The 22,116-nt window shown below is 75.1% G+C and carries 20 protein-coding genes; 16 read left to right on the forward strand and 4 right to left on the reverse strand.

All coding sequences use genetic code 11. The features are described 5' to 3' along the window. The first annotated feature begins 5 nt into the window (after positions 1-5). From GV155_RS05425 to GV155_RS05435, 3 genes are read left to right on the forward strand one after another with little or no spacing between them, the layout of a single operon-like run. Complete coding sequence (locus GV155_RS05425; RefSeq protein WP_160005966.1) at positions 6-1,556, forward strand: class I SAM-dependent methyltransferase; 1,551 nt, start codon at positions 6-8, stop codon at positions 1,554-1,556. After that, positions 1,538-1,768, forward strand: coding sequence for a DUF6752 domain-containing protein (locus tag GV155_RS05430; RefSeq protein WP_236554031.1), 231 nt, complete (start codon positions 1,538-1,540; stop codon positions 1,766-1,768). The genes GV155_RS05425 and GV155_RS05430 overlap by 19 nt, the downstream gene beginning before the upstream one ends. Before the next feature lie 37 nt (positions 1,769-1,805). Beyond that, positions 1,806-2,954, forward strand: coding sequence for a hypothetical protein (locus GV155_RS05435; protein ID WP_160005968.1), 1,149 nt, complete (start codon positions 1,806-1,808; stop codon positions 2,952-2,954). Here GV155_RS05435 and GV155_RS05440 read toward each other — a convergent pair. Beyond that, positions 2,938-4,029: a glycosyltransferase family 2 protein gene (locus tag GV155_RS05440; RefSeq protein WP_160005970.1), complete on the reverse strand. Its 1,092-nt coding sequence runs from the start codon at positions 4,027-4,029 to the stop codon at positions 2,938-2,940. The genes GV155_RS05435 and GV155_RS05440 overlap by 17 nt on opposite strands. Positions 4,030-4,193: 164 nt before the next feature. On the opposite strand from GV155_RS05440, the gene GV155_RS05445 reads away from it, so the two are divergent. The 3 genes from GV155_RS05445 to GV155_RS05455 all read left to right on the forward strand — a co-directional run bounded on the left by GV155_RS05445 (position 4,194) and on the right by GV155_RS05455 (position 8,290). Then, positions 4,194-5,681 carry a hypothetical protein gene (locus GV155_RS05445; RefSeq protein ID WP_160005972.1) on the forward strand — a complete coding sequence of 496 codons (1,488 nt, stop codon included), beginning with the start codon at positions 4,194-4,196 and terminating at the stop codon, positions 5,679-5,681. Between the two features lie 93 nt (positions 5,682-5,774). Further along, positions 5,775-6,956 carry a hypothetical protein gene (locus tag GV155_RS05450; protein WP_160005974.1) on the forward strand — a complete coding sequence of 394 codons (1,182 nt, stop codon included), beginning with the start codon at positions 5,775-5,777 and terminating at the stop codon, positions 6,954-6,956. Positions 6,957-7,015: 59 nt separating this feature from the next. Further along, positions 7,016-8,290 (forward strand): hypothetical protein, encoded by a 1,275-nt coding sequence (locus tag GV155_RS05455; protein ID WP_160005976.1) that lies wholly within the window; start codon positions 7,016-7,018, stop codon positions 8,288-8,290. On the opposite strand, the gene GV155_RS05460 is transcribed toward GV155_RS05455, so the two are convergent. After that, on the reverse strand, positions 8,287-9,585 hold the full coding sequence (locus GV155_RS05460) for a hypothetical protein (RefSeq protein WP_160005978.1): 1,299 nt from the start codon (positions 9,583-9,585) through the stop codon (positions 8,287-8,289). The two genes, GV155_RS05455 and GV155_RS05460, sit on opposite strands and share 4 nt — an antisense overlap. Positions 9,586-9,709: 124 nt before the next feature. Here GV155_RS05460 and GV155_RS05465 point away from each other — a divergent pair, with 124 nt between their 5' ends. The 3 genes from GV155_RS05465 to GV155_RS05475 all read left to right on the forward strand — a co-directional run bounded on the left by GV155_RS05465 (position 9,710) and on the right by GV155_RS05475 (position 13,214). Continuing rightward, entirely contained in the window at positions 9,710-10,903 is a 1,194-nt protein-coding gene (locus GV155_RS05465; protein ID WP_160005980.1) for an acyl-CoA dehydrogenase family protein, read from the forward strand. 81 nt (positions 10,904-10,984) lie between these two features. Continuing rightward, entirely contained in the window at positions 10,985-12,058 is a 1,074-nt protein-coding gene (locus tag GV155_RS05470; protein ID WP_160005982.1) for a hypothetical protein, read from the forward strand. A gap of 67 nt (positions 12,059-12,125) precedes the next feature. After that, the gene (locus tag GV155_RS05475; protein ID WP_160005984.1) at positions 12,126-13,214 is read left to right on the forward strand and encodes a hypothetical protein; all 1,089 of its coding nucleotides are present in this window, start codon (positions 12,126-12,128) and stop codon (positions 13,212-13,214) included. 4 nt (positions 13,215-13,218) lie between these two features. On the opposite strand, the gene GV155_RS05480 is transcribed toward GV155_RS05475, so the two are convergent. Then, complete coding sequence (locus GV155_RS05480; RefSeq protein WP_160005986.1) at positions 13,219-15,579, reverse strand: glycosyltransferase family 4 protein; 2,361 nt, start codon at positions 15,577-15,579, stop codon at positions 13,219-13,221. A 111-nt stretch (positions 15,580-15,690) separates the two neighbouring features. Between GV155_RS05480 and GV155_RS05485 the strand changes: the two genes are divergently transcribed. The 6 genes from GV155_RS05485 (at position 15,691) to GV155_RS05510 (ending at position 20,411) form a co-directional block, all read left to right on the forward strand. Beyond that, positions 15,691-16,839 (forward strand): sulfotransferase family protein, encoded by a 1,149-nt coding sequence (locus tag GV155_RS05485; protein ID WP_160005988.1) that lies wholly within the window; start codon positions 15,691-15,693, stop codon positions 16,837-16,839. A gap of 83 nt (positions 16,840-16,922) precedes the next feature. Continuing rightward, positions 16,923-17,474 carry a MaoC family dehydratase gene (locus GV155_RS05490; RefSeq protein ID WP_160005990.1) on the forward strand — a complete coding sequence of 184 codons (552 nt, stop codon included), beginning with the start codon at positions 16,923-16,925 and terminating at the stop codon, positions 17,472-17,474. Between the two features lie 11 nt (positions 17,475-17,485). Continuing rightward, entirely contained in the window at positions 17,486-18,259 is a 774-nt protein-coding gene (locus GV155_RS05495; protein WP_160005992.1) for a potassium channel family protein, read from the forward strand. Continuing rightward, positions 18,256-18,813, forward strand: coding sequence for a histidine phosphatase family protein (locus GV155_RS05500; protein ID WP_160005994.1), 558 nt, complete (start codon positions 18,256-18,258; stop codon positions 18,811-18,813). Before GV155_RS05495 ends, GV155_RS05500 begins: the two co-directional genes overlap by 4 nt. 4 nt (positions 18,814-18,817) lie before the next feature. Next, positions 18,818-19,483, forward strand: coding sequence for a DUF6758 family protein (locus GV155_RS05505; RefSeq protein WP_236554033.1), 666 nt, complete (start codon positions 18,818-18,820; stop codon positions 19,481-19,483). A gap of 46 nt (positions 19,484-19,529) precedes the next feature. Then, positions 19,530-20,411: a PHP domain-containing protein gene (locus GV155_RS05510; RefSeq protein WP_160005996.1), complete on the forward strand. Its 882-nt coding sequence runs from the start codon at positions 19,530-19,532 to the stop codon at positions 20,409-20,411. A 68-nt stretch (positions 20,412-20,479) separates the two neighbouring features. Here the strand turns inward: GV155_RS05510 and GV155_RS05515 are convergent, their stop codons facing one another. Next, complete coding sequence (locus GV155_RS05515; protein ID WP_160005998.1) at positions 20,480-21,265, reverse strand: SDR family NAD(P)-dependent oxidoreductase; 786 nt, start codon at positions 21,263-21,265, stop codon at positions 20,480-20,482. Between the two features lie 61 nt (positions 21,266-21,326). Here GV155_RS05515 and GV155_RS05520 point away from each other — a divergent pair, with 61 nt between their 5' ends. Further along, positions 21,327-22,112 carry a ParA family protein gene (locus GV155_RS05520; protein WP_160006000.1) on the forward strand — a complete coding sequence of 262 codons (786 nt, stop codon included), beginning with the start codon at positions 21,327-21,329 and terminating at the stop codon, positions 22,110-22,112. Positions 22,113-22,116: the final 4 nt, after the last annotated feature.

Raw genomic sequence — 22,116 nt, forward strand, 5'->3', positions numbered from 1 at the left:
CCCAGGTGGCACCCCTCACCCGGGTCCGTCGGGTCGACGACGACGGGATCGGTCTGCTCACCACGGCCGACCACCCGATCGACGTCTGCCTCGACGGACGCCGGGTGTGGACGTTCTGGAGCCTGCGCGACACCGACGGGACCGCCGCGGTGCTGCGCCGCGTGGCCTGGCCGGCGACGCTGGCGCGGCACCTGCACGGCCACGCACGCGTCGTCCTGCGCGACTCCGCGACCGGGCAGGTCTTCTGGGACCGCGAGCAGCCCCTCGGCGACGCCGGGCAGGACGGCGCCCGGATCGCGGTCCGCAACCCCCAGGGCGTCGAGCTCGGCATCGACAAGTCCGGCAAGCTGGTCCCCACCTTCGCCGGACGGTCCCGCAGCGACATCGCCAGCCTGGTCGAGGCGACCGCGTCGGTGATCGAGGCGCTCCAGCAGACCGGCATCGAGCCGTTCCTGGCCTACGGGACGCTTCTGGGTGCCGTGCGCGAGGGGGCGGTGCTCGGTCACGACTCCGACGCGGACCTCGGCTACGTCAGCACCCACACCGACCCCGTCGACGTCTGCCGCGAGTCCTACGCGGTGCAGCGCGTCCTGAACGCCCAGGGCTGGCGCACGACCCGCTACAGCGGCGCCGCGTTCAAGGTCCTGGTCACCGAGGCCGACGTCACCCGTGGTCTCGACGTCTTCGGCGGCTTCCTGGACGGCGGTCGGCTGCACCTGATGGGGGAGATCGGCGAGCCGTTCGAGCGCAGCTGGATCTTCCCGCTCGGCACCGCCACCCTCGAGGGGCGCGAGATGCCGGTCCCGGCCGAGCCGGAACGGCTCCTGGCCGCGACGTACGGGCCGGGCTGGCGCGTGCCCGACCCGGCGTTCCAGTTCACCACCCCGGACCGCACCATCCGCGAGCTCGAGGACTGGTTCCGGGGGACCCAGCCGATGCTGCGCTTCTGGGAGCGTCGCTCGACCTTCCAGCCGGCTGCCACGCCCCCCGCCCCCTCGGTGCTGGCCAAGCGGGCCGCGGCGCTGGCGGCGAAGCACGACGCCGAGGTGCTGGACGTAGGTGCCGGCCGCGGCTGGGACAGCCTCTGGATGGCCCGGCAGGGCGTCGCCGTGCGGTCGCTCGACTACACGCCGCGCGCGCTCGAGCACGTCGCCCGGACCGCCGCCGCGGAGGAGCTCGACCTCGAGGTGCGCCACGTCAACCTGACCGAGCTCCGCTCCACCCTGGCCGAGGGCGCCCGCCTGGCGCACGACCCACGCCCGCGGGTGGTCGTCGCCCGGCACCTGCTGGACGCGACCTCGGCCTTCGGGCGCGAGTCCTTCGTCCGCCTGTGCTCGATGGCGCTGCGTGAGGGCGGGTGGCTGCTGGCCGACGTCCACGTGGTGCCGGACGCCGAGCCGGAGCAGCGGGCCGAGTGGATGGTGGGCCGGGTCGACGTCGACAACGTCGCTACGCTGCTGCGCGGTGCCGGCGCCGTGGACGTCACGATCGAACGGCTGTCCCGCAAGGGCCGGCCGACCGTCAGAATCCTAGGGAAGTGGGACAGGTGCAGCTGAAGTCGATGCTCGGGCCGAGCGCGGGCAACGAGGCCGTCCGGAGGCTCGAGGAGCGCGTCGCCGCGCTCGAGGAGGACCTCGCGGCCCTGCGCCGTCACAACCTGCGGCTCGCCGAGCTCACCGACGTCGTCCAGGAGCTGCTCGTGCCGCTGGCCTCCCGCGACGAGGCGAGGGTCGCGGGGGCGATCGAGCGCTTCCGGCAGTCGCTGTAGTGCGCCGCTCGCCGGCACCGGTCCGGGGGCCGCGCTAGTGGTCGACCGCGTCTTCCTGCACATCGGGCTGCCGAAGACGGCCACCTCGTACCTGCAGACCATCATCTGGTCCCAGCGCGAGGTGCTCCGCGAGCGGGGGCTGGTCGTGCCGGGCACCGAACGGCGCGACCACCTGTGGGCCTCCCGCGCGGTCCGCGGCGACCTGCGCGACGACGCCCCGGCGCAGCACCGCACCGCCTGGCCGCGTCTGTGCGCCGAGCTGGCCGACGCGCGGGGGACCGGGCTGGTCAGCCACGAGTTCTTCGCCGCCGCGTCGTCGGACCAGGCGCGGGCGGTCGTGGCGGCGCTGCCCACCGCCGAGGTGCACGTCGTGGTCACCGCCCGCGAACCGCTCGGGCTCTTCGCGGCCAGCTGGCAGGAGAGCCTGAAGAACGGCGCGACCACCCCGATGGCCGACTACGCCCGCACCGAGTCGCCGCGGTCGAGCGCCATCTGGAACTGGCGCACCCTGGACCTGCGGCTCGTGCTGGAGCGCTGGGGCGAGGCGGTGCCGCCCGAACGCACCCACGTGATCGTGCTCGACCCGGAGGCCGCCCGCGAGGACGTCTGGCACCGTTTCGGATCGGTGGTCGGTCTCGACACCGACGGCGTCGACGTGTCCCGGTCGTTCCCGAACTCCTCGATGGGCGTGGCCGAGGCCGAGACGCTGCGCCGGCTCAACGGCGCGCTGGACGGCTTCGGCTCGGCGTTCGACCGGGGCGTCTGGATCCGGACGTTCCTGGCCGACGAGCGCCTGGTGCCGCGGCGCGGCGACCGCTTCTGGCCGGACCCCGACCAGGTGCAGGAGTGCCGCGAGCGCGGTGCTGCGGCGATCGCCCACCTGGCCTCCCGCCCCTACGACGTGGTCGGTGACGTCGCGCACCTGCAGGTCCCGCTCGACCTCGAGCCCCGGCGGCTGACCTCGTCGGTGACGGAGGCCGAGGTCGCCGAGGTGGCCGTGGGCCTGGCCGCCACCCTGCTCGGGGACGTGCGGTCCGCGACCCGGCAGGCCCGGCAGGCACCCCCGCCGTCCGTCCCCGAGGCTCCGGCCCGGCGTCGCGCTGCTGTCCGTCGGGCAGCACGGGCAGCACGGGCGGCCCGGTCGCGGGCCGGCGCCTGGCGGCGTCGGCTCAGCCCGGGTCGCTGACCGCGCGCGAGCCGCGCAGCAGGCCGCGCACCCGCCCGGCCGGGCCCGGTGGTGCCGTCTCCTGGCCCGGGGGAGGGGAGCGGCGCTCCTCGACCAGGTAGCCGCGCTTGGGTCCCTCGCGCAGCTCGTCGACGCGCGCGGCCAGCCCGGCCGACTCGGCCGGTCCCAGCGCGGTCCCGGCCGTACGGGCACCTCCGGCCTCGGGGTCGACCTCCACCAGGAGGCCGAGCTCCCGGAGGGTCGCCACGTCGTCGCGGGTGGTGAGGTCGTAGACCCGGCGCAGGTAGCGCGCCCGCACCTCGTCGGGGAGGTCGGCGGTGACCAGGGTCGACAGCGCCCGGGCCACCGGGGCGCGTGACGCCCGGTAGCGGGCCGGGCCGGCGTGGGCCAGCCGCTCCCACTTGCGGACGAACTCGGCGCCCGAGACGGCGTCGTAGTGCAGCAGCGCCAGCCGGTCGTCCTCGTGGCGCGGCTGCTGCGTGCCGTCGGGGCCGACCGCGTGGTGGAGGCTGAGGCCGAGGCCCGAGGCGGGGCGCACGCCCGACTTGCCCATGACGTGGCCGTGGAAGTAGGCCTGGTTGGTCGGCTCGCGCACCACCCCGAGGACCTGCAGGAGGCTGAGCTCGTCCTCGTCGAGCAGTCGCTTGAAGGAGGTGGGGCGGGTCGCCGGCTCCGGCTCGCTGACCGCCTCGAGCGGCGCCAGCCAGACCGCGTCCCGGTCTGCCGGCACCGCGGCCAGGGCCTCCCCGTCGAGCCGCGCCACCTCGTCGCCGTCGACGTGGAAGAGCCACTGCGCCCACGGCAGCGCCTCGAGCACGGTGCGCAACCAGTTCACGTTGACCTGCTGGCGGACGTTCAGGCTGCGCGGTCGGTCGCCCTGCCACCAGCCGCGGCCGGTGGGCAGGCAGGTGACGGCCGGGTGCGCGTCGAGGAAGGCCGCCACCTCGGGCTGGCCCGGGTCCCGGGGCGCGTCGAGGAAGACGACCATGTGGTCGACGCCCGAGGCGAGGTTGGCGGCGACGAAGAAGCGCACGTTCTCCAGCGAGTCCTTGACCGTGGAGCCCGTCAGCAGCATGGCCGTCACCCTAGCGACCGGTCCGCCCGCGGGGCCGAGGACGAGGCTCGAGAACTACACGCTTGTAGTTCTCTCGAAGTCGTTGTCTGTGTCTCGTGGGGGTGTTGTGATGCGTGGGACGTGACCGGGTCCCGCGGTCCGCCGAGCCGAGGAGCCCCCCGCCCATGTCCTCCCCCCTGCCCTCACGGGCTGCCCTGACGAGCGCGCGCCCCCGCGTGCGCCGCCTGACGGCGCCGGCCCTCCTGGCCGCCTCCGCCCTGAGCCTGTCGCTGCTCGTGGTCCCCGCGGGTGCCGTCGCCGACGAGAGCGTCGGCGGCACGCCGCCGGCCCCCCTGATCACGGAGCCGAGCGACCCCGAGGTGCCCGCCGACCCCGAGGTGCCGGTGGAGCCCGAGGTGCCGGTGGAGCCCGAGGTGCCGGTGGTGCGTCCTGGCACCAGCGACGTCACGATGGTCCAGGCGAACGTCCCGATGCGGCTCGGGCCGGCGGACTTCGCCTCGGACCTGCGCACCGTCTTCGCCGCGGACCCCGACTTCATCACCTACAACGAGGTGGAGCGCCGCTACGACTCGGTGATCGCGCCCGGCTCGTACGACGTGTTCCGCAACCCCAAGAACCGCTACACCGCGGCCACCGCGGTGGCCTGGGACACCGAGCGCTGGACCGAGGTGGCCTCCGGCACGAAGCGGCTGTCGAACTACCGGAAGGTGCCGCCGGGCTGGAACATCCGGCTCGGTCTGCGCTTCGCCAACTGGGTGACCCTGGAGTCGCCGGACGGGCGCCGGGTGTCGGTCGTCTCCGCGCACCTCGCGCCGATCACCCGGGGGATGCCCGACCTCGTCCGGCCCTCGGCGACCCAGCTGGGCGGACTGGTCCGCACGCTCGCCCCCCAGGGGCCGGTCCTGGTCGGTGGCGACTTCAACGTCCACTACACCAGCAGCCGCTACCCCCGGGACCTGTTCGACGCCGCACAGATGGTGCCGACCTACGACACGATGGGTGGCTACTTCTCCACCGGGGACCACCAGGGCGCGACCATCGACTACCTCTTCAACCGGGGCAACGGCCAGCTCGTGGCCGACCGTCACTCCAAGAAGGAGCTGAAGTCCGACCACGACGCGGTGTTCGGTGGGTTCTCGTGGCTCACCGACGTGCCGTCCCAGACCACCCAGGTCGTCAGCGACCCGTTGGTCAAGGGGGAGCCGCGGCGTCGGGCGGTGCTCGCCCTGCTGCGGACCGTGCGCGACCTCGGCGCCGGCCAGCAGCTCGACCTGGTCACGTCCGGGCTCGGCCTCCGGGGCGTCTACAAGGAGCTGCGCCGCGCGGTGACCCGCGGGGTGGTCCTGCGGCTCACGACCCGCAGCAAGGAGATGACCGCCCGCGAGGGCAGGCTGGCCACGGCCGTGGGGGCCCGGGGCGCGACCGGCAGCGAGGTCCGGCGCTGCCGGGAGGCCTGTCTCAAGGCGGTCCGCAAGGCCGGCATGCCCCGCACGCTCGTGCTCGTGCGCAGCGCCGGCGGGACGCCCCTGGCCCGGCTGGACATGAACCGCAACCTCAACACCGCGATGCTCCAGCGCCGCACCACCGTGGTGACCCGGACCGGGCAGGTCGGACTCGCCGCCGGCGTGCAGCTGGTCGACACCGTCGGCTGACGGCGCCGGCGGGAGCGGACCGCTGCCGCACCGGGTGGGGCGTCGCCCCACCCGGTGCAGCAGCGTGCACGGCGATGCCGTAGGAACTCCTCCATGCCCACGAGCCGCCGCCTCTACGTCCACGTCGGGCTGCAGAAGACCGGGACGTCCTACCTCCAGGGCGTGCTGCGGGCCAACCAGGGCGAGCTCGCCCGTCAGGGCCTCGACCTGGTGCCGGCCGGCACGGGTGACTCCTTCGAGCTGATGCTGCAGGTCCGTGGGCGCTACAACCCGCAGCGCGACCCGGCCTCGGTGGCCGACGCGCTCGAGCGGTTCGAGACGACCCTGGCCGCGGCGCCGGGCCCCCGTGCCCTGCTGAGCCAGGAGTCGCTGGCGGCTGCCACGCCCCGCCAGGCCGCCCGGCTCCTCGCGGCCGCGGGCGGGCGTGAGGTGCACGTCGTGCTGACGGTCCGCGACCTCGGCCGGTCCCTGCCGTCGCTGTGGCAGCAGGAGCTGAAGGCGGGCCACGACGTCGGCTACCGGCGCTACCTGCGCCGGCTCCGCACGTCCCAGCAGCGGGGCCGCACGGGCCACCCCTGGATCCAGCTGGACGCCGCCGCGGTGGTCGCCCGCTGGTCCGAGGTGGTGCCCGCCGACCGGATCCACGTGGTCACCGTGCCGCCCCCGGGCAGCCCGCCCACCCTGCTGCTCGAGCGCCTGAGCCGGGTCCTCGACCTCGACGCCTCCCGCCTCGACGCCGGGCTGGAGGCCAGCAACTCCAGCCTGGGCCGGGTCCAGGCCGAGCTCCTGCGGCGGGTGAACGCGGGACTGCCGGAGGAGCTGCGGCGGCGTCAGGTCTACGGCGACGTCGGCAAGCGCTTCCTGGCCGCCCGCGTGCTCGCCGCGCAGGAGGGACGCCGGATCCTGGTGCCCGAGGAGCTCCGGGCGTGGTGCGAGGAGACCACCGCGGCCCAGGTCGCCGCGCTGGTCGCCGCGGGCTGCCGGGTCGAGGGTGACCTCGAGGACCTGCGCTGCCGACCGGAGTCCTTCGACGTCTCCGACGCCACCCCGTCGGAGAAGGAGGTCGCGGCCGCTGCGGTCGCCGCGCTCGTCGACGTCCTGGTACGCCGGGCCGCCGGCCGGGGCACGTCGGCCGGGCGGAGCGCCGGGCGCCGCGCCCCCGGCGCTGCGGGAGGGAACGCGGCCGGGTCGAGGAGGAGCAGCCCGGTGCGGGCCCTCCGACGACGGGCCCGTCGCCTCGTCGCCAGGCCCGGCCGGTCGGGCGAGTCGCGCTGACGGCACCCCGCGGCCCTAGTCTGTCGTGCGACAGCAGCCCGGCAGCGGAGGGGACCGGCGTGACCGAGCAGGACGAGGGGCCACGGCCCGACGGCGCCCAGGACGTGCCGGGGCAGCGGCAGCGGCTGTTCTTCCACGTGGGCCTGCCCAAGAGCGGGTCGACCTACCTGCAGACCGTGCTCGGGACGCACCGCGCCCAGCTGCGCGAGCACGACCACGTCTACCCGTTCGTGGGCCGTGAGGGCATGTTCCACGCCGCGGTCGAGATGGCCGGCACCCCGGCGCGCTGGGGCCTGGACCCCGACGAGATCGACGGCACCTTCGCCCACCTGCTGCGCCGCGGTCGCCGCCTGGGCGGGACCGTCGTCCTCAGCCACGAGATCTTCGGCGCCGCGACGCAGGACCAGGTGGACGCCATCGCGCCCCTGCTCGCGGAGTTCGACCTGCACGTGGTCGTCACGGCGCGCGACCTCGGCCGGAGCGTCACCGCCGCCTGGCAGGAGGAGGTGAAGAACGGCCGTGTGCGCACGTTCGCGGAGTTCAGCGACGGACTGCTCGACGAGGACGCCACCGCGCCGGACGCCGGCCGCACCTTCTGGCGCTCCCAGCACCTGATGAACATCCTGGCCCGGTGGGGTGCGCTGGTGCCGCCCGACCACGTCCACGTCGTGCCCTGCCCGCCCCCGGGCACGGCGCCGGCCCTGCTGTGGGAGCGGTTCGCCGAGGCCATCGACCTGCCGGCCGACGCGGTCGACCTGAGTGCGATCCCCACCCGCAACGAGTCGCTGGGCGCGCCGCAGGTGGCCTTCCTGCGTGAGGTGCTCGAGGCGGTCGACGACCGCCTCGAGCAGCCGTGGCACGCGCGGGTGGCGAAGCGGTGGTTCGCGCAGACGTTGCTCGGCGCGGTCCCCGCCGCCAAGCCGGTCGCCCCGGCGGAGCTGACCGAGCAGCTGGCCCGCATCGCGCGGAGCTGGGTCGAGGAGGTCGGGGCGGCGGGCTACCGCGTCCACGGCGACCTCGAGGACCTGGTGCCGCGCCCCACGGCCTCCGCGCACCCGCACCCCGACGACGTCCGGGCCGAGGACGTCCTCGCCGGCCTGCCCGGCGTGGTGGCCGAGATGCTGGTCCGGGTCCGGGGCCTGCACGAGGACGTGGGTGCGGCCCGCGCCGAGGCCGACGCGCTCGTGGTCGAGCGCGACCGGCTGAGCTCCCGGGTGGAGGAGCTGGAGGCCGCGGCCGCCGAGCCGCCCCCGCCCCCGCCGCCGGTCACGCGCTACCCCTGGGTGCCGCGTCGCGTCCGTGCCCTGCGACGTCGCCTCCGCCGGGGGGCCTAGCGGGCCGAGCGTCCCCGGTCGCGCAGCCCGCCCAGGGTGCGCCGCGCGCCCCGCAGGGCGCGCCTGGCCTCCCCGGCGGCCGTGGCGGCCGCGCCCTCGCCGGGGGTCCCGGCGCTCGGCGGGGTGGTCGGGCCCGCAGCCTTCTTCCCGCCGGCCTTCCCGCCGGTCTTCTTCCCGCCGGCCTTCCGTCGCTGCTTGGCCTTGCGGCGGGCCTGCCGATGCTGCTTGGCGTGCTCACGCGCCAGCTCGGCGATCACGACCGCGGCCGCGGTGGCGGCCTCGGCGTCCGTGACCGGCGCGTGGTCGTCGCCGGGCAGCGTCGGCCGCAGGAAGCCGTCGACGTCCCCCACCACCTCGGCGCCGTGGGCGCGCACCTCGTCCAGCTGGCGCCGGGACTCCTGGGCGGCCCAGTCCTCGAGGTCGCGGGGCAGGCGGATCCGGCCACCGGGTGAGCGCCGTCGCCGCATCATCGCCTGGACCCCGATGAACTTGCGGACGCTGTAGCGGTAGTCGCCGCGCAGGTCGGTGAGCGCGTCGCCGAGCGCCAGGTTGACCCGGCGCAGGACCTCGGCGTCCTCCCTGCTCAGCGACTGGTTGACCACGCGCGAGGGCACCCGCAGCTGCGCGCGGTCGATCCCGACCAGGTCGCAGAAGAGGTCGAGCAGGTCGGGCCGCGAGGTCCGGTCGTGCGGGACCAGCAGGACGTGCACCGTCAGCGGGCGGGCCCCGGCACGCCAGCGGCGTACGACGTCACCCACGTCCTGGCGCCGGCGGAAGAGCGCCGCCTCCTCGGCGGCCTCCGGCGTGGCGCCGGCAGCGTCGCGGACGGCCTCGGCGTAGGCGACGTACTCGCCGGTGTAGCGCGACTTGAGCTGCTGCTGCCACTCGCTGGGGATGGTCAGTGCCCAGGGTCGCGCCGTCACGACCACGTGGGTGTCGAACTCCGCCAGCCCGTCGGCGACGATCGCAGTGGCCACGGCCGGCAGCTCGGCCATCGCCTCGAGCGTGATCAGGTGCCGCGGCCGGTCGCTGGCCCGGATCCGGTCGGCCAGGGCGGTGATCGCCGCGCGGGCCGGGGCGGGGTCGCCCGCGGCGGCGGTGCGCAGCGGCTCGACCAGGTCGCGGGTGGTCGAGCCGCGACCGAGCAGGGGCTGGGCCAGGCCCTGCTCCTCCAGCGCCTCCACGCTCCTGCCCAGGGCGTTCTGGAGCGCCGAGGTGCCCGACTTGCGGCACCCCACGTGCAGGTACACCGTCTTGACCGGGTGCGTGCCCGGGCCCTCGCTCTGGTCGGCCATGCGCTCATCCTGTCCGGGGGGTGCGAGCGGCGACAAGGCGGGACCCGGCGGTGACCGTTGTCACAGGGTGGCTGCGGGCTACCCGGCGGTAGGGTCGTGCGAACCGCTCGAAGGGAGCCGACCCATGGGACGCCTGTGCCAGACCGACGGACTGACCGAGGACCAGCAGGAGATCCTCAAGGCCGTCCGGGCCTTCACCGAGGAGAAGATCATCCCGGTGGCCACCGAGCTCGAGCACGCTGACGAGTACCCCACGGAGATCGTCGAGGGCCTCAAGGAGCTCGGTGTCTTCGGCCTGATGATCCCCGAGGAGTACGACGGCCTCGGTCAGTCGCTGCTGACCTACGCCCTGTGCGTGGAGGAGATCGCGCGCGGCTGGATGAGCGTCTCGGGCGTCATCAACACCCACTTCATCGTCGCCTACATGCTGATGCGCCACGGCACCGAGGAGCAGAAGCGTCGCTACCTGCCGCGGATGGCCACCGGCGAGGTCCGCGGGGCCTTCTCGATGTCCGAGCCGGGCCTGGGCTCCGACGTCTCGGCGATCAAGACCAAGGCAGTGAAGACCGACGAGGGCTACGAGATCACCGGCCAGAAGATGTGGCTGACCAACGGTGGCTCGGCCAACCTGGTCGCCGTCCTGGTGCGCACCGACGAGGGTGCCGACTCCCCGCACAAGAACATGACGACCTTCCTGGTGGAGAAGGAGCCCGGCTTCGGCGAGACCGCCCAGGGCGTCACGGTGCCGGGCAAGATCGACAAGATGGGCTACAAGGGCATCGACACCACCGAGCTGGTCCTGGAGGGGCACCGGCTCGGCGCCGACCAGGTGCTCGGCGAGGCGCCCGGCCAGGGCTTCTACCAGATGATGGACGGGGTCGAGGTCGGCCGCGTCAACGTCGCGGCGCGGGCCTGCGGCATCGCGAACCGGGCCTTCGAGCTCGGCATCGACTACGCCCAGACCCGTGAGACCTTCGGCAAGCCGATCGCCCAGCACCAGGCGATCCTCTTCCGCCTCGCCGAGATGGCCACCAAGGTCGAGACCGCCCACACCATGATGGTCCGCGCCGCGACCATGAAGGACGCCGGGCAGCGCAACGACGTCGAGGCCGGGATGGCCAAGATGCTCGCCTCGGAGTACTGCAACGAGGTCGTCCAGGACTCCTTCCGCATCCACGGGGGCTACGGCTACTCCAAGGAGTACGAGATCGAGCGGCTCTACCGTGAGGCGGCGTTCATGCTGATCGGCGAGGGCACCTCCGACATCCAGAAGATGGTCATCGGGCGACGCATGCTGCAGGAGTACGCGCAGCGCTGACCGGGCCGCGCGATGTCCTAGAGTCGTCTGCCGGTCGATCCCGACCGGTGGACGGCCTGCGGGCCAGGAGCGAGGAGCGACGTGGCAGAACGGGTCGTGCTCCACATCGGCACGATGAAGTCGGGCACCACCTACCTGCAGACGCTGCTGATGGGCGAGGGCCTCGAGGGGTCGTCGGGCTTCTACGTCGGGCAGAGGTTCGGGGTCCAGACGGCGGCGGTGCTGCGCCTGATGCGCGGCGAGGGTGAACGGCGCACCCAGGCCTGGGACCGGTTGGTCGAGGAGGTCGGTGCCCGCGACGGCGTCGCGGTCTTCTCCCAGGAGTTCCTGGCCTTCGTCGGCCAGGACCGGGTCTCCGAGATCGTCGGCTCGTTCGCCGGCACCCCGGTCGAGGTCGTGCTGACCGTGCGGGACCAGCACGGGGCGCTGCCGGCGCAGTGGCAGAGCTACGTCCGCAACGCCGGGACCTCCGACCTGGCCGCCTACCTGCGCGAGCTCGAGGGCGGCGACCGCTCGCTGAAGTCGGTGCGCAGCTACCGGCGCGCCCAGCACGTCCCGGGGATCGTGCGGCGGTGGGCCCGCCACCCCGACGTCTCCTCGTTCACCGCCGTCGTCGTCCCGGCGCCGGGTGGGGACCGCTCCGAGCTCTGGCGCCGGTTCAGCCGGGCCGCCGGTCTCGACGGACCGGACTCCCCGGACCCGCGTTCGCGGACCAACGAGTCGCTGGGGCAGGCCTCGTGCGAGGCGCTGCGGCTGCTCAACGAGCACCTCGCGGACCTTCCGCGGGCGGGCTACGAGACCGCCCGCGACGAGGTGCTGCCCGCGCTGCTGCCGCTGCGTGCCGAGGAGGAGCGCGCCGAGCTCGACTCGCGCGGCTCGGACCTGGCCTGTGCGTTGAACGCCGGCATCCGGCGCGCCCTGGGCACCCAGGGCGTGAGCGTGGTCGGGTCCCTCGACGAGCTCCCCGTCGAGCGTCCTGCCGGTACGCCTCCCGGGCACCTCGGCTGCGTGCGCCCGCCCGACCCGGCCGCGGTGCACCGCGCGCTCGCGGCCGTCCACGGCACGGTGCTGCCCGGCGCCGGGCCCCCCGCGAGCGACGTCGGCGGCCTCGCGCGGCTCCTCGGCACGACGCTCGCGGCCCGGCACGCCGGGTGAGCGTGCCCGGCGTCGGGCGGCCCGGACCGTCTCCTAGGGTGGGGCGCGTGGCTGCCGAGGAACGTCCGTGAGGTCTCCGCTCCCGCGGTCGGACCGGCCCGTGGTGACCCTGCACGTGGGCACGCCGAAGAGCGGCACCACGTCGCTGCAGGACATCTGCGCGCGCAACCGCGACCTGCTGCGCGAGCACGGCTACCTGTACCCCGGCCAGGCCTCCGCGCACTTCATCGAGGCGATGAGCCTGCGCGACTCCGGGTTCCGCGGGCACACCTTCGAGGCGGCCGAGGGCGCGTGGGAGCGGGTCGTGGCCGAGATCGAGGCGCACGACGGCCCCGCCCTGATCTCCCACGAGACCCTCGGCGGGTCGGCGCCGAAGATCGTCAAGCGCGCCGTCCGGTCGTTGCGCGGACGGACCGTACGGGTCGTGGTCACCTGCCGCGACCTCGGCCGGCAGCTGCCCGCGGTGTGGCAGGAGGGCGTCAAGAACGGCGACACCGAGACCTACGAGGAGTTCCTCGCCACGACCTTCGCAGCCTGGGAGCGCGGTGAGACCGCGACCGGGGCGTGGCGCGGGCAGAACCTGCTGGCGATGGGGGAGCGCTGGGCCGCCGGGGTGGGTGCCGAGCAGGTGCGGTTCGTGACGGTGCCGCCGGCCGGCGCGGACAAGGACCTGCTCTGGCAGCGCTTCCGCGAGGCCACCGGGCTCCCGGACGCCGCGTACGCCATCCCGCGCAAGCCGCGCAACCAGTCGCTGGGGACGGTCGAGACCGAGCTGCTGCGGCGGGTCGTGGCCCGGCTGCCCGAGGACGTCCCGTGGCCGGTCTTCGCCCGGCAGGTCAAGCGCCGGTTGGCGCAGCGCCGTCTGGGGGACCGACGGGCCGGGGGGACCCTCGGCGTGCCGGAGGCCTACCAGCGCGTGACCACCGAGGTCGCCGACCAGATCGTGGACGGCCTGCGCTCCGCGGGCTACCCGGTCGTGGGCGACCTGGAGGACCTGCGGACGGGACCGGGCGAGGGCACCAGCCCCGCCGACGTCTCCGACGCCGTGCTGCTCGAGCGTGCCCTGGACCTGCTGGCCCCGCTGGTGCTGGCCGACCGGCCCGAGGACAAGGCGCGCCCGCAGGACACCGACGCGGCCGAGGAGCCCGACTCCTGAGGACCTAGTCGTCGCCGCGGGTGGCGGCGAGGTCCTCGACGAGGTCGACCCAGCGGTCCACGACGGTGCCGACCTGGTAGGCGCGGGCCGACTCCAGGGCCCGGGCTCCGAGCCGGCGCCGGAGGTCCTCGTCGTCCATCAGGCGGCGCAGCGCGTCGGTCAGGGCCGCCACGTCGCCCTCCGGGACCAGCAGCCCGTTGTCGCCGTCGGTGATCAGCTGCCGCGGGCCCTCGGGGCAGTCGAAGGAGACCGGGGGGACGCCCTTGCTCAGGGCCTCGAGGAGCACCATGGGCAGGCCCTCGTAGCGCGACGACATCGCGTAGACCGAGGAGTCGGCCAGCTCCTGCTCGAGCTGCTGGGTGACGCCCCCGAGCACGATCCGGTCGCCCACGCCGGCCGCCTCGACCTGGTCGCGGTGCTCCTCCCACAGCTGACCGTCGCCGAAGATGCGCAGCTGCCAGTCCGGGTGGCTCGCCGCCAGGGGCACCCAGGCCGCGATCAGGCGCTCGAAGCCCTTCTGGCGGGTCATCCGCCCGGCCGCGACCACGACCTTGCGCGTCAGGGGGGCGGCCTGGCCGACCTCGAAGGGCGTGGGGTTCGGCAGCGCCCCCGTGCGTGGCGCGGTGGGTCCGAGGTAGTCGCGCCACCGGTCGAGGTCGGCGTCGGTCAGCGTCAGCAGCGCGTCCAGGGCGCGGACGCCCCCGGAGCCGAGGGCCACCTCGCGCAGGGCCGCGCGCAGCGCCTCGGGGCGGGGCAGGAAGGAGAGGTGCTCCTGGTGCACCAGCAGCGAGCGCGGGTCGGCCCAGCGGCTCGCCGCCACGGCGAACTCCGGGCGGGTGCTGACCACGACCCCGGGCTCGAGGGCGGCGAGCTGCTCCTCGAGGAGGTCGTCCACGTGGGCGGTGAAGGTGCGGTGGGTCTCGGTGGCCAGCGACGACGGCTGACGGTCGCGGGCGCGGGCCCGGGAGTCGGCCTCCGGGTCGCGCCGCGCCGTGGGGCGCAGCACGTCGGGGTGGTCGGGGTCGTACCGCTCCCGCAGGGCGATGATGCGGACGGCGGGGTCGACCGTCAGGGCCGGCTCCGCCGAGGACCGGGACAGGGTGATGACCGTGACCTCGCAGCCGCGACGCACCAGCTCCTCGGCCGTGGTGAACACGGTGCGCGCGATGCCGCCCGCGGCGTAGGCCGAGGGCACCAGGAAGGTCCAGCGGCGGGTGCGCGCCGACCCGGGCAGGCGCGGCCCGGTCGGCTCGGCGGTCGGCTCGTCGGTCGGGTCGGGCGCGACCGGCCCGTCCTGCTGCCCGTCCTGGTCGTCGTCCTCGTCGGGGGCCGGGTCGGCGCCGGCGTCGCGGAGGCGGGTCCGCAGCAGCCCGACGGCCAGGTCGCGGCCGGCGACCACCAGCTCGGCGTCGGTGACGTCGTCGGGATGGCGCGCACCGGGCCGGTCGTCGGTGCCGAGGAGGTCCTCCAGGTCGCCGGTCACCTGGCAGCCGAGGGCCCGCAGGTCGGCCACGGCCTGCTCGGCGCGGGCGCCGAGGGCGGCGGCCAGGCGGGGACCCACCCCGATCGGGTCGCCGGGCATGTCGGTCAGCACCTCGCGCACCACCGCGCGTCGCAGCCAGCGCGAGTGGGAGTGCCAGCTGCTGTCGACCAGGTCGACCTCGTCGCGCAGCGCGGGGCCGTACTCCTGCATCAGGCGCGCGGCCTGGAGCGAGAGGGACTCGTTGGCCTGGGGCGCGGCCGGCTCCACGGCGTCGGGGGCCAGCCCCAGGGTGCCTGCGAAGCGCTCCCAGAGCTCGCTGGGGCGTCGGGGGCGGGCGGGGGCGGTCACGACGTGCACGCGCCCCGCACCGACCACCCCGGCCCACCGGCGTGCCACCAGGGCGGGGTCGATGACCTCCCAGGTCCACTTCTGCTCCGGGTCGTCGAGGGAGACCACGAAGTCGTCCAGCGCGTGACCGCGTCCCACCTTGAGCGACTCCTGCCAGGCGGCCGGGACCAGGCGCACCAGCGGCCGGGTCGTGACGACGACCTCGACCGCGTCGCCGCCGAGCTGCTCGACCGCAGCGGCGGCCTGCTCGTCCGAGGCGCTGAGCCACCACTCGTTGGAGAGCACGACGGTGCCGGGGTGGGCGACGGCCTCGTCGCGCACCGCGCGCCACAACCGGGCCTTGCGGCCACGGGCGCCGGGCAGGTGGAGGTCGTTGCGGACCGCGATCGAGGCCCGGTTCTGGTCGAAGGAGCGCTCACCGGGCACGAGGACCCCGTGGGCGGCGAGCTCGGCGCGACGCTCCCAGAGGGTGGCCTGCAGGAAGGTGGTGCCGGACTTGGGGGTGCCCACGTGGAGCAGGACGCGCTGCGCCAACGGTGACTCCTCGGTGGTGGTCGGGTCTGGTCGGTCTAGGGTAGAGGGCGCTGCGCCGGCCTGTCCGAGGCGGCGCCCGACACTCTGCCGACGACCGGAAGGCCCCTGCTGATGACGAGCCCCGAGGTCGGTCCGACGACACCGGCACCCCAGGTGGTCGTGGTGGCCGGATCGGGCCGCAGCGGCACCAGCTCCATCGCCGGTGTGCTGAAGCTCGCCGGGGTGCGCGTGCCGCAGCCGGAGGTGCCCGGGAACCGCAGCAACCCCCGGGGCTTCTTCGAGCCGGTCTGGGTGGTCGAGCTGCAGACGCGGTTGCTGCGCCAGGCAGGTGCGGTGCTCACCGACGCCCGCCCGTCCGCCTTCGAGCGCACCCACGCCGTCGCCGAGACCGCGGAGGTACGCGCCACGGTCGAGGACTGGTTGCAGGACCAGCTCGGGACCGAGCCGGCGCTGGTGGTCAAGGACCCCCGCAACAGCTTCTTCCTGCCGCTGTGGCGCCGGGCCGCCACCGACGTGGGCGCCGAGGTCTCCTTCCTGACCATGCTGCGGCACCCCGCCGAGGTGGTCGGCAGCAAGGACGCCTACTACAAGGCCCGGGGCGCCGGCGGCACCGTGCGGCACGCCCAGACGACCCGGGCCGCGAGCTGGCTCAACGTGGTCCTCTTCAGCGAGCTGGTCACCCGGGACGCCCGCCGCACGTTCGTGCCCTACAACGACCTCCTCGACGACTGGCGGGCGGTCGTCGCCCGCGTCGGGACCGAGCTCGGCCTCGCCGGGCTGGCCACGGTCACCGACGAGGCCGCCGCCGAGATCGACGAGTTCGTCGATCCCGGGCTGCGCCGGATCCGGACCGGGTGGGACGAGATCGACTGCCCGGCCGACATCCAGGACATGGCCGAGGAGGCCTGGGACCAGCTGTGCGTGCTGGCCGCGCGCGGCGGGTTCGACGCCGACGCGGAGGCCCGGCTGGACGCGGTGCGTGCGCGCTACGCCGCGGCGTACGACGACGCGGAGGCCCTCGCACAGTCGACGGCCGAGAGCGCACGCCGCGAGGGGGCGCGCCAGGGCCGCCGCAACGCCGAGAAGGCCCACGCCAAGACGCAGGACAGGGCCCGGAGGGCGGCCGGGACCCCGGCAGCCCCGTCCGTGCCCGCCGGCGCGCCCTCCCCGGCGGACCGGGCCCGGGTCGTGGCCCGCCGCGCGCGCAGCGGCGCCGGACGCGTCGTGCGGGGCGTCCGCCGCCGGCTCGACCGGGGCTGACCGCCCTCGGGCGTCGGCGGTGCGTGTCCCACGTCACAGGGGCGGTCTTCCCGACCGACGGCCGCGTCCGCCACGATGAGCCCATGCAGTTCGGACGCAGCTACGAGGAGTTCGAGGTCGGAGCGACCTACCGCCACTGGCCGGGGAAGACGGTGACCGAGTACGACGACCACCTCTTCTGCCTGCTCACGATGAACCACCACCCGCTCCACATGGACGAGCACTTCGCGGGTGAGACGACGCAGTTCGGTCGCAACGTGGTCGTGGGCAACTACGTCTACTCGATCCTGCTCGGGATGTCGGTGCCCGACGTCTCCGGCAAGGCGATCGCCAACCTCGAGGTCGAGTCGCTGCGACACGTCGCCCCGACCTTCCACGGCGACACGCTCTACGGGGAGACCACCGTGCTGGACAAGCGCGAGTCGGCCTCGAAGGACGACCGGGGCGTGGTCCACGTCGAGACCATCGGCTACAAGCAGGACGGCACCGTGGTCTGCGTCTTCCGCCGCAAGGTGATGGTGCCCAAGCAGTCCTACCTCGAGCAGCGCGGCGGGGAGCAGCCCGGGCGACCGGTCCCGGTGCCGGACCGGAACTGGCCGGGCCCGCGGGCCGACCGGCCCGCCGCCGACGGCTGACCGGGGCCCACGTGCGCTGGGAGGAGCGCCGCGAGGTCGTCCTCGGTGCGCTGGCGCTGGCCTTCCTGGGGGCCTACGCCTGGCCGATCCTGGACCCCGGCCTCGACCCGGGCTGGGAGCGCGCGTGCCGGGCGACCCAGCTCGTCGTCTGGGTCGCCTTCGGCGCCGACTTCGCGCTGCGCGTCGCGGCTGCGCCCGCCCGGGCGCGGTGGGTGCGCGGCCACCTGCCCGAGCTGGCGCTGCTGGTCCTGCCGGTGCTGCGCCCGCTGCGGCTGCTGGTCCTGCTCACGCTGCTGCGCGCGATCAACCGCGGCGGTGCGGTCAGCCTGCGCGGCCGGGTCGGCGTCTACGTCGGCGCCGGCAGCGTCCTGGTCGGCCTGGTGGCGGCGCTGTCGGTGCTGGAGGCGGAGCGGGGCGCCCCGGGGGCGACCATCACCGGGTTCGGTGACGCCGTGTGGTGGGCCTGCACCACGATGACCACCGTCGGCTACGGCGACACCTACCCGGTGACCACGCTCGGCCGGACCATCGGCGTCGGGCTGATGGTGGTCGGTGTCGCGCTGCTCGGCGCGGTCACCGCCACGGCGGCCGCCTGGCTCGTGCAGGCCGTCGCCGAGGAGGAGGCGGAGGAGGCTGCCGAGGAGGCCGCGGCGCGGCCCGGCGGGGAGGTCCTCGTGGACGCACGTGAGGACGTGCTGCTGCGCGAGGTGCAGGCCCTGCGGGCCGAGGTCGCGGCCCTGCGGGGTCGACCCGGCCCCGACCGGGGTGGGAGCCTGCAGGGATGACGCGTCTGTGGCTGGTCCGGCACGGTGAGACCGAGTGGAGCCGCGACGGGCTCCACACCTCGACCACCGATCTCCCGCTCACCGGGAACGGGGAGGAGACGGCCCGCTCGCTGGCGCCACGGCTCGCGGGCGAGTCGTTCGCGCTGGTGCTGTCCTCCCCGCGGCAGCGCGCCCTGCGTACCGCGGCCCTGGCCGGCTTCGCCCGGCCCGAGACCACCGAGGACCTCGCGGAGTGGGCCTACGGCGACTACGAGGGCGTGAGCACCGAGGAGATCCGGCGCACGGTGCCGGGCTGGTCGGTGTGGTCCCACCCCGTGCCCGGCGGGGAGGACGCGGCCGCGGTCACCGAGCGGCTGGACCGGGTGGTCGCGCGGGTGCGCGAGGTGGACGGCGACGTGCTGGCCTTCGCGCACGGGCACTCCCTGCGGGCCCTGGCGGCGCGCTGGCTCGGGCTGGAGGTCCGCGACGGGCGGCTGCTCCGGCTGGACACCGCGACGGTCTCGCAGCTCGGCTTCGAGCGGGAGAACCCGGTGGTGCTGCGGTGGAACGGCTGAGGTCGTGACCGCGGGCGTCGACCCGGTCCTCCCGCCGGGGTGCCCCCGCTGCCTGGTGGAGCCGGTCGCGGACGGGCAGGCCTGGCGGTGCGACGAGCACGGCGAGATCACCCCGCTCTGGCGCCCGGCCGAGGTCGGGTACGCCGGGTTCGTCGAGCAGCTGCGCGCCTCGGGCGAGCACCCCACGCTGCTGCCGTGGCCGATGGGCCCGGCCTGGACGGTCACCGACCACGCCCGGGTCGGCGGCGGCTCCGGTCCGCGGCGCGGCCGGACCCTGGCGACGCTGACCTGCTGCTCGGGTCCGAGCGCCCTGGACGGGCCGGTCGACGTGCTCGTCGTGACGGAGGAGGCCGGCGTCGGTCTCGGCGCCCGGGTCGCGGGCGTGGGGGAGCACGAGCCCGGGCCACAGCTGGAGGAGCGGCCGCCCGCCGCGCGGGTGCGCCTGGGCCATCAGTCGGTACCGCTGTGGTCGCTGTCGACCAGCGACGCGGCGTCCGACCTCGACCGCTCGGTGCTGGTCGGGGAGGCCGGGGGCCGGTGGCTGTGGCTGGTCCTGCGGCCGGCCTCGGCCATCCTGCTGCTGCGGGAGGACTGGGTGCTGCGCGACGCCGCCGAGCTGGGCCCGGTCCTCGTCGAGGTGGCCTTCGGGGGCCCGCGCCCACCCTGGTGAGCCGCCGTCCCCGTCGGTGCGGCGAGCGGGCTCCTAGGATCCCCGGATGAGGATCGACCTGCACACCCACTCCGACGTCAGCGACGGCACGGCCCCGCCGGCCTCGGTCGTCCGGGACGCCGCCGCCGCCGGGCTCGACGTCGTCGCGCTGACCGACCACGACACCACGCAGGGCTGGGCGGAGGCGGAGCAGGCGGCCCGCGAGGTCGGCATCGACCTGGTCCGCGGGCTCGAGATCAGCTGCACCCACCAGGGCCGGGGCCTGCACCTGCTGGCCTACCTGCCGGACCCGACGCACCCGGGCCTGCGCGACCTGCTCGGGCGGATCGTGGAGGGGCGCAGCGGTCGGGTGCCGGCGATGCTGGCGCAGCTGCGCGAGGCCGGCGTGGCCATCGAGCAGGCCGACCTCGACCGCGAGGGCTCACGGACCGCGGCCACCGGGCGCCCCCACGTCGCCGACGCGCTGGTGCGCCTGGGCGTGGTGGCCAGCCGGGACGAGGCGTTCCGTGACTGGCTGGACGCCGGCCGGCCGGGCTTCGTCGACCGCTGGGCGGCATCGGTGACCGAGATGGTGCAGGTCGTCGGCGAGGCCGGTGGCGTCACCGTGGTCGCCCACCCGTGGGGTCGTGGCGGACGCTCGGCACTGCCCGAGGAGGAGATCGCGGTGCTGGCCGCCGCCGGCCTGGCCGGGATCGAGGTCGACCACCAGGACCACACCGAGGCCGACCGGGCCCGGCTGCGCGAGGTCGCTGCGGACCTGGACCTCGTGGTCACCGGCTCCAGCGACCACCACGGCACCGGCAAGGTCGACCACGACCTGGGCTGCCACACCACCGACCCCGAGGAGTACGAGCGGCTGCTCGCCCGCGCCTCGGCCGCCTCGGCCGCCTCGGGTCGTGACACCCCGGAGGTCGTCCAGCCGAGGTGATGCTCGCGGACAGCCGAGGTGACGCTCGCGGACAGCCGAGGTGACGCTCGCGGACAGCCGAGGTGACGCTAGCGGCGCCCGATGGACTGCAGCCGTTGCAGCGCACGCCCCGGGACGACGCGCGCCAGGGCGACCGCGACCTTGTACTGCGGGCTCGGCACCGACAGGGCCCGGCCCCGTGCGTGGTCGGCCAGCGCGTCGTCGACGAGCCGGCGGACGTCGAGCCAGAACATGCCGGTGCCGGGCGTGACGTCCATCCGCTCGTGGAACTCGGTGCGGGTGAAGCCCGGGCACAGGGCGGTGACGGTGACCCCGCGCGGGGCGTACTCGGTGGCCGCCCAGGCGCTGAAGCTGTTCACCCACGCCTTGGCCGCCGCGTAGGTGCCGCGCGGCAGGAACGCCGCCACGCTCGAGACGTTGATGATGCCGCCGCGTCCGCGCTCGGACATCGGGCCCAGGGCGGCGTGCGAGAGCCGCATCACGGCGGTGACCAGCACGTCGAGCATGGCCTGCTCGGCCTCGACGTCGTTGTCGCCGAAGCGCTGCTTCAGCCCGAAGCCGGCGTTGTTGACCAGCAGGTCGACCGGAAGGTCGCGGTCGGCGAGGCGGTCCTCGACGGTACGCAGCTGCGCGCGGTCGGTCAGGTCCGCGACCAGCACCTCGACGGCGGCGCCGTGGTCGGTGCGCAGGGCCGCGGCGACCTCCTCGAGCCGGGTGGCGTCGCGGGCCACCAGGACGAGGTCGTGCCCGCGCCCTGCCAGCGCCCGGGCGAACTCGTGGCCGATGCCGGCGGTGGCGCCCGTCACCAGGGCGGTCGGGCGGGGCGCGGCGGGGTCGGGTGCGGTCGACGACATGCCGCGAGTCAAGCACCGCATGGTCCCCGACGGCAGGGGCGGTGCGGCATGATGGGCGGTGATGACCACGACCCTCGCGATCGCCAACCAGAAGGGCGGCGTCGCCAAGACCACCTCGGTGGCCTCCCTGGGCGCCGCGCTCGCCGAGCTCGGGGACTCGGTCCTCCTCGTGGACCTCGACCCGCAGGCCTGCCTGACCTTCTCCCTCGGCATCGACCCCGAGGACCTCGAGCTGTCGGTCCACCACGTCCTGACCAAGGGACTGGCCCCGACCGAGGTGGTCCTGGAGACCGACGACGGGGTGCACCTGATGCCCGCCACCATCGAGCTGGCCCGCGCCGAGGCCGACCTGCTGACCCGTACCGGGCGCGAGCACGTCGTGCGCAGCATGATCGAGGACCTGGCCGCCGCCGGCAGCCACTACGACTGGGTCCTGCTGGACTGCCCGCCCTCGCTGGGCGTGCTCACCGTCGCGGCCCTGACCGCGGCGACCGGGGTGGTCGTGCCCCTGCAGTGCGAGACCCTGTCCCACCGCGGCGTCGGGCAGCTGCTGGACACGGTCCACGACGTGCGGCGCTTCACCAACCGTGACCTCGAGGTCTGGGGCGTGCTGCCCACCCTCTTCGACGGACGCACCAACCACGCGCGCACCGTGCTCGAGACGATCTCCGAGACCTACGACCTCGCGGTGATCGAGCCGCCCATCCCCAAGACCATCAAGTTCGCCGAGGCCCCCGCCGCCGGGCGGTCGATCCTGTCGACCAGCCGCAGCAGCAAGGGTGCCAAGGCCTACCGCGACGTCGCGGTCAACCTGCGCGAGCGGGTCCGCACGGCGGCGAAGGGCTGACACA

Source organism: Nocardioides sp. AX2bis (assembly GCF_902506435.1).
Taxonomy (GTDB): Bacteria; Actinomycetota; Actinomycetes; order Propionibacteriales; family Nocardioidaceae; genus Nocardioides.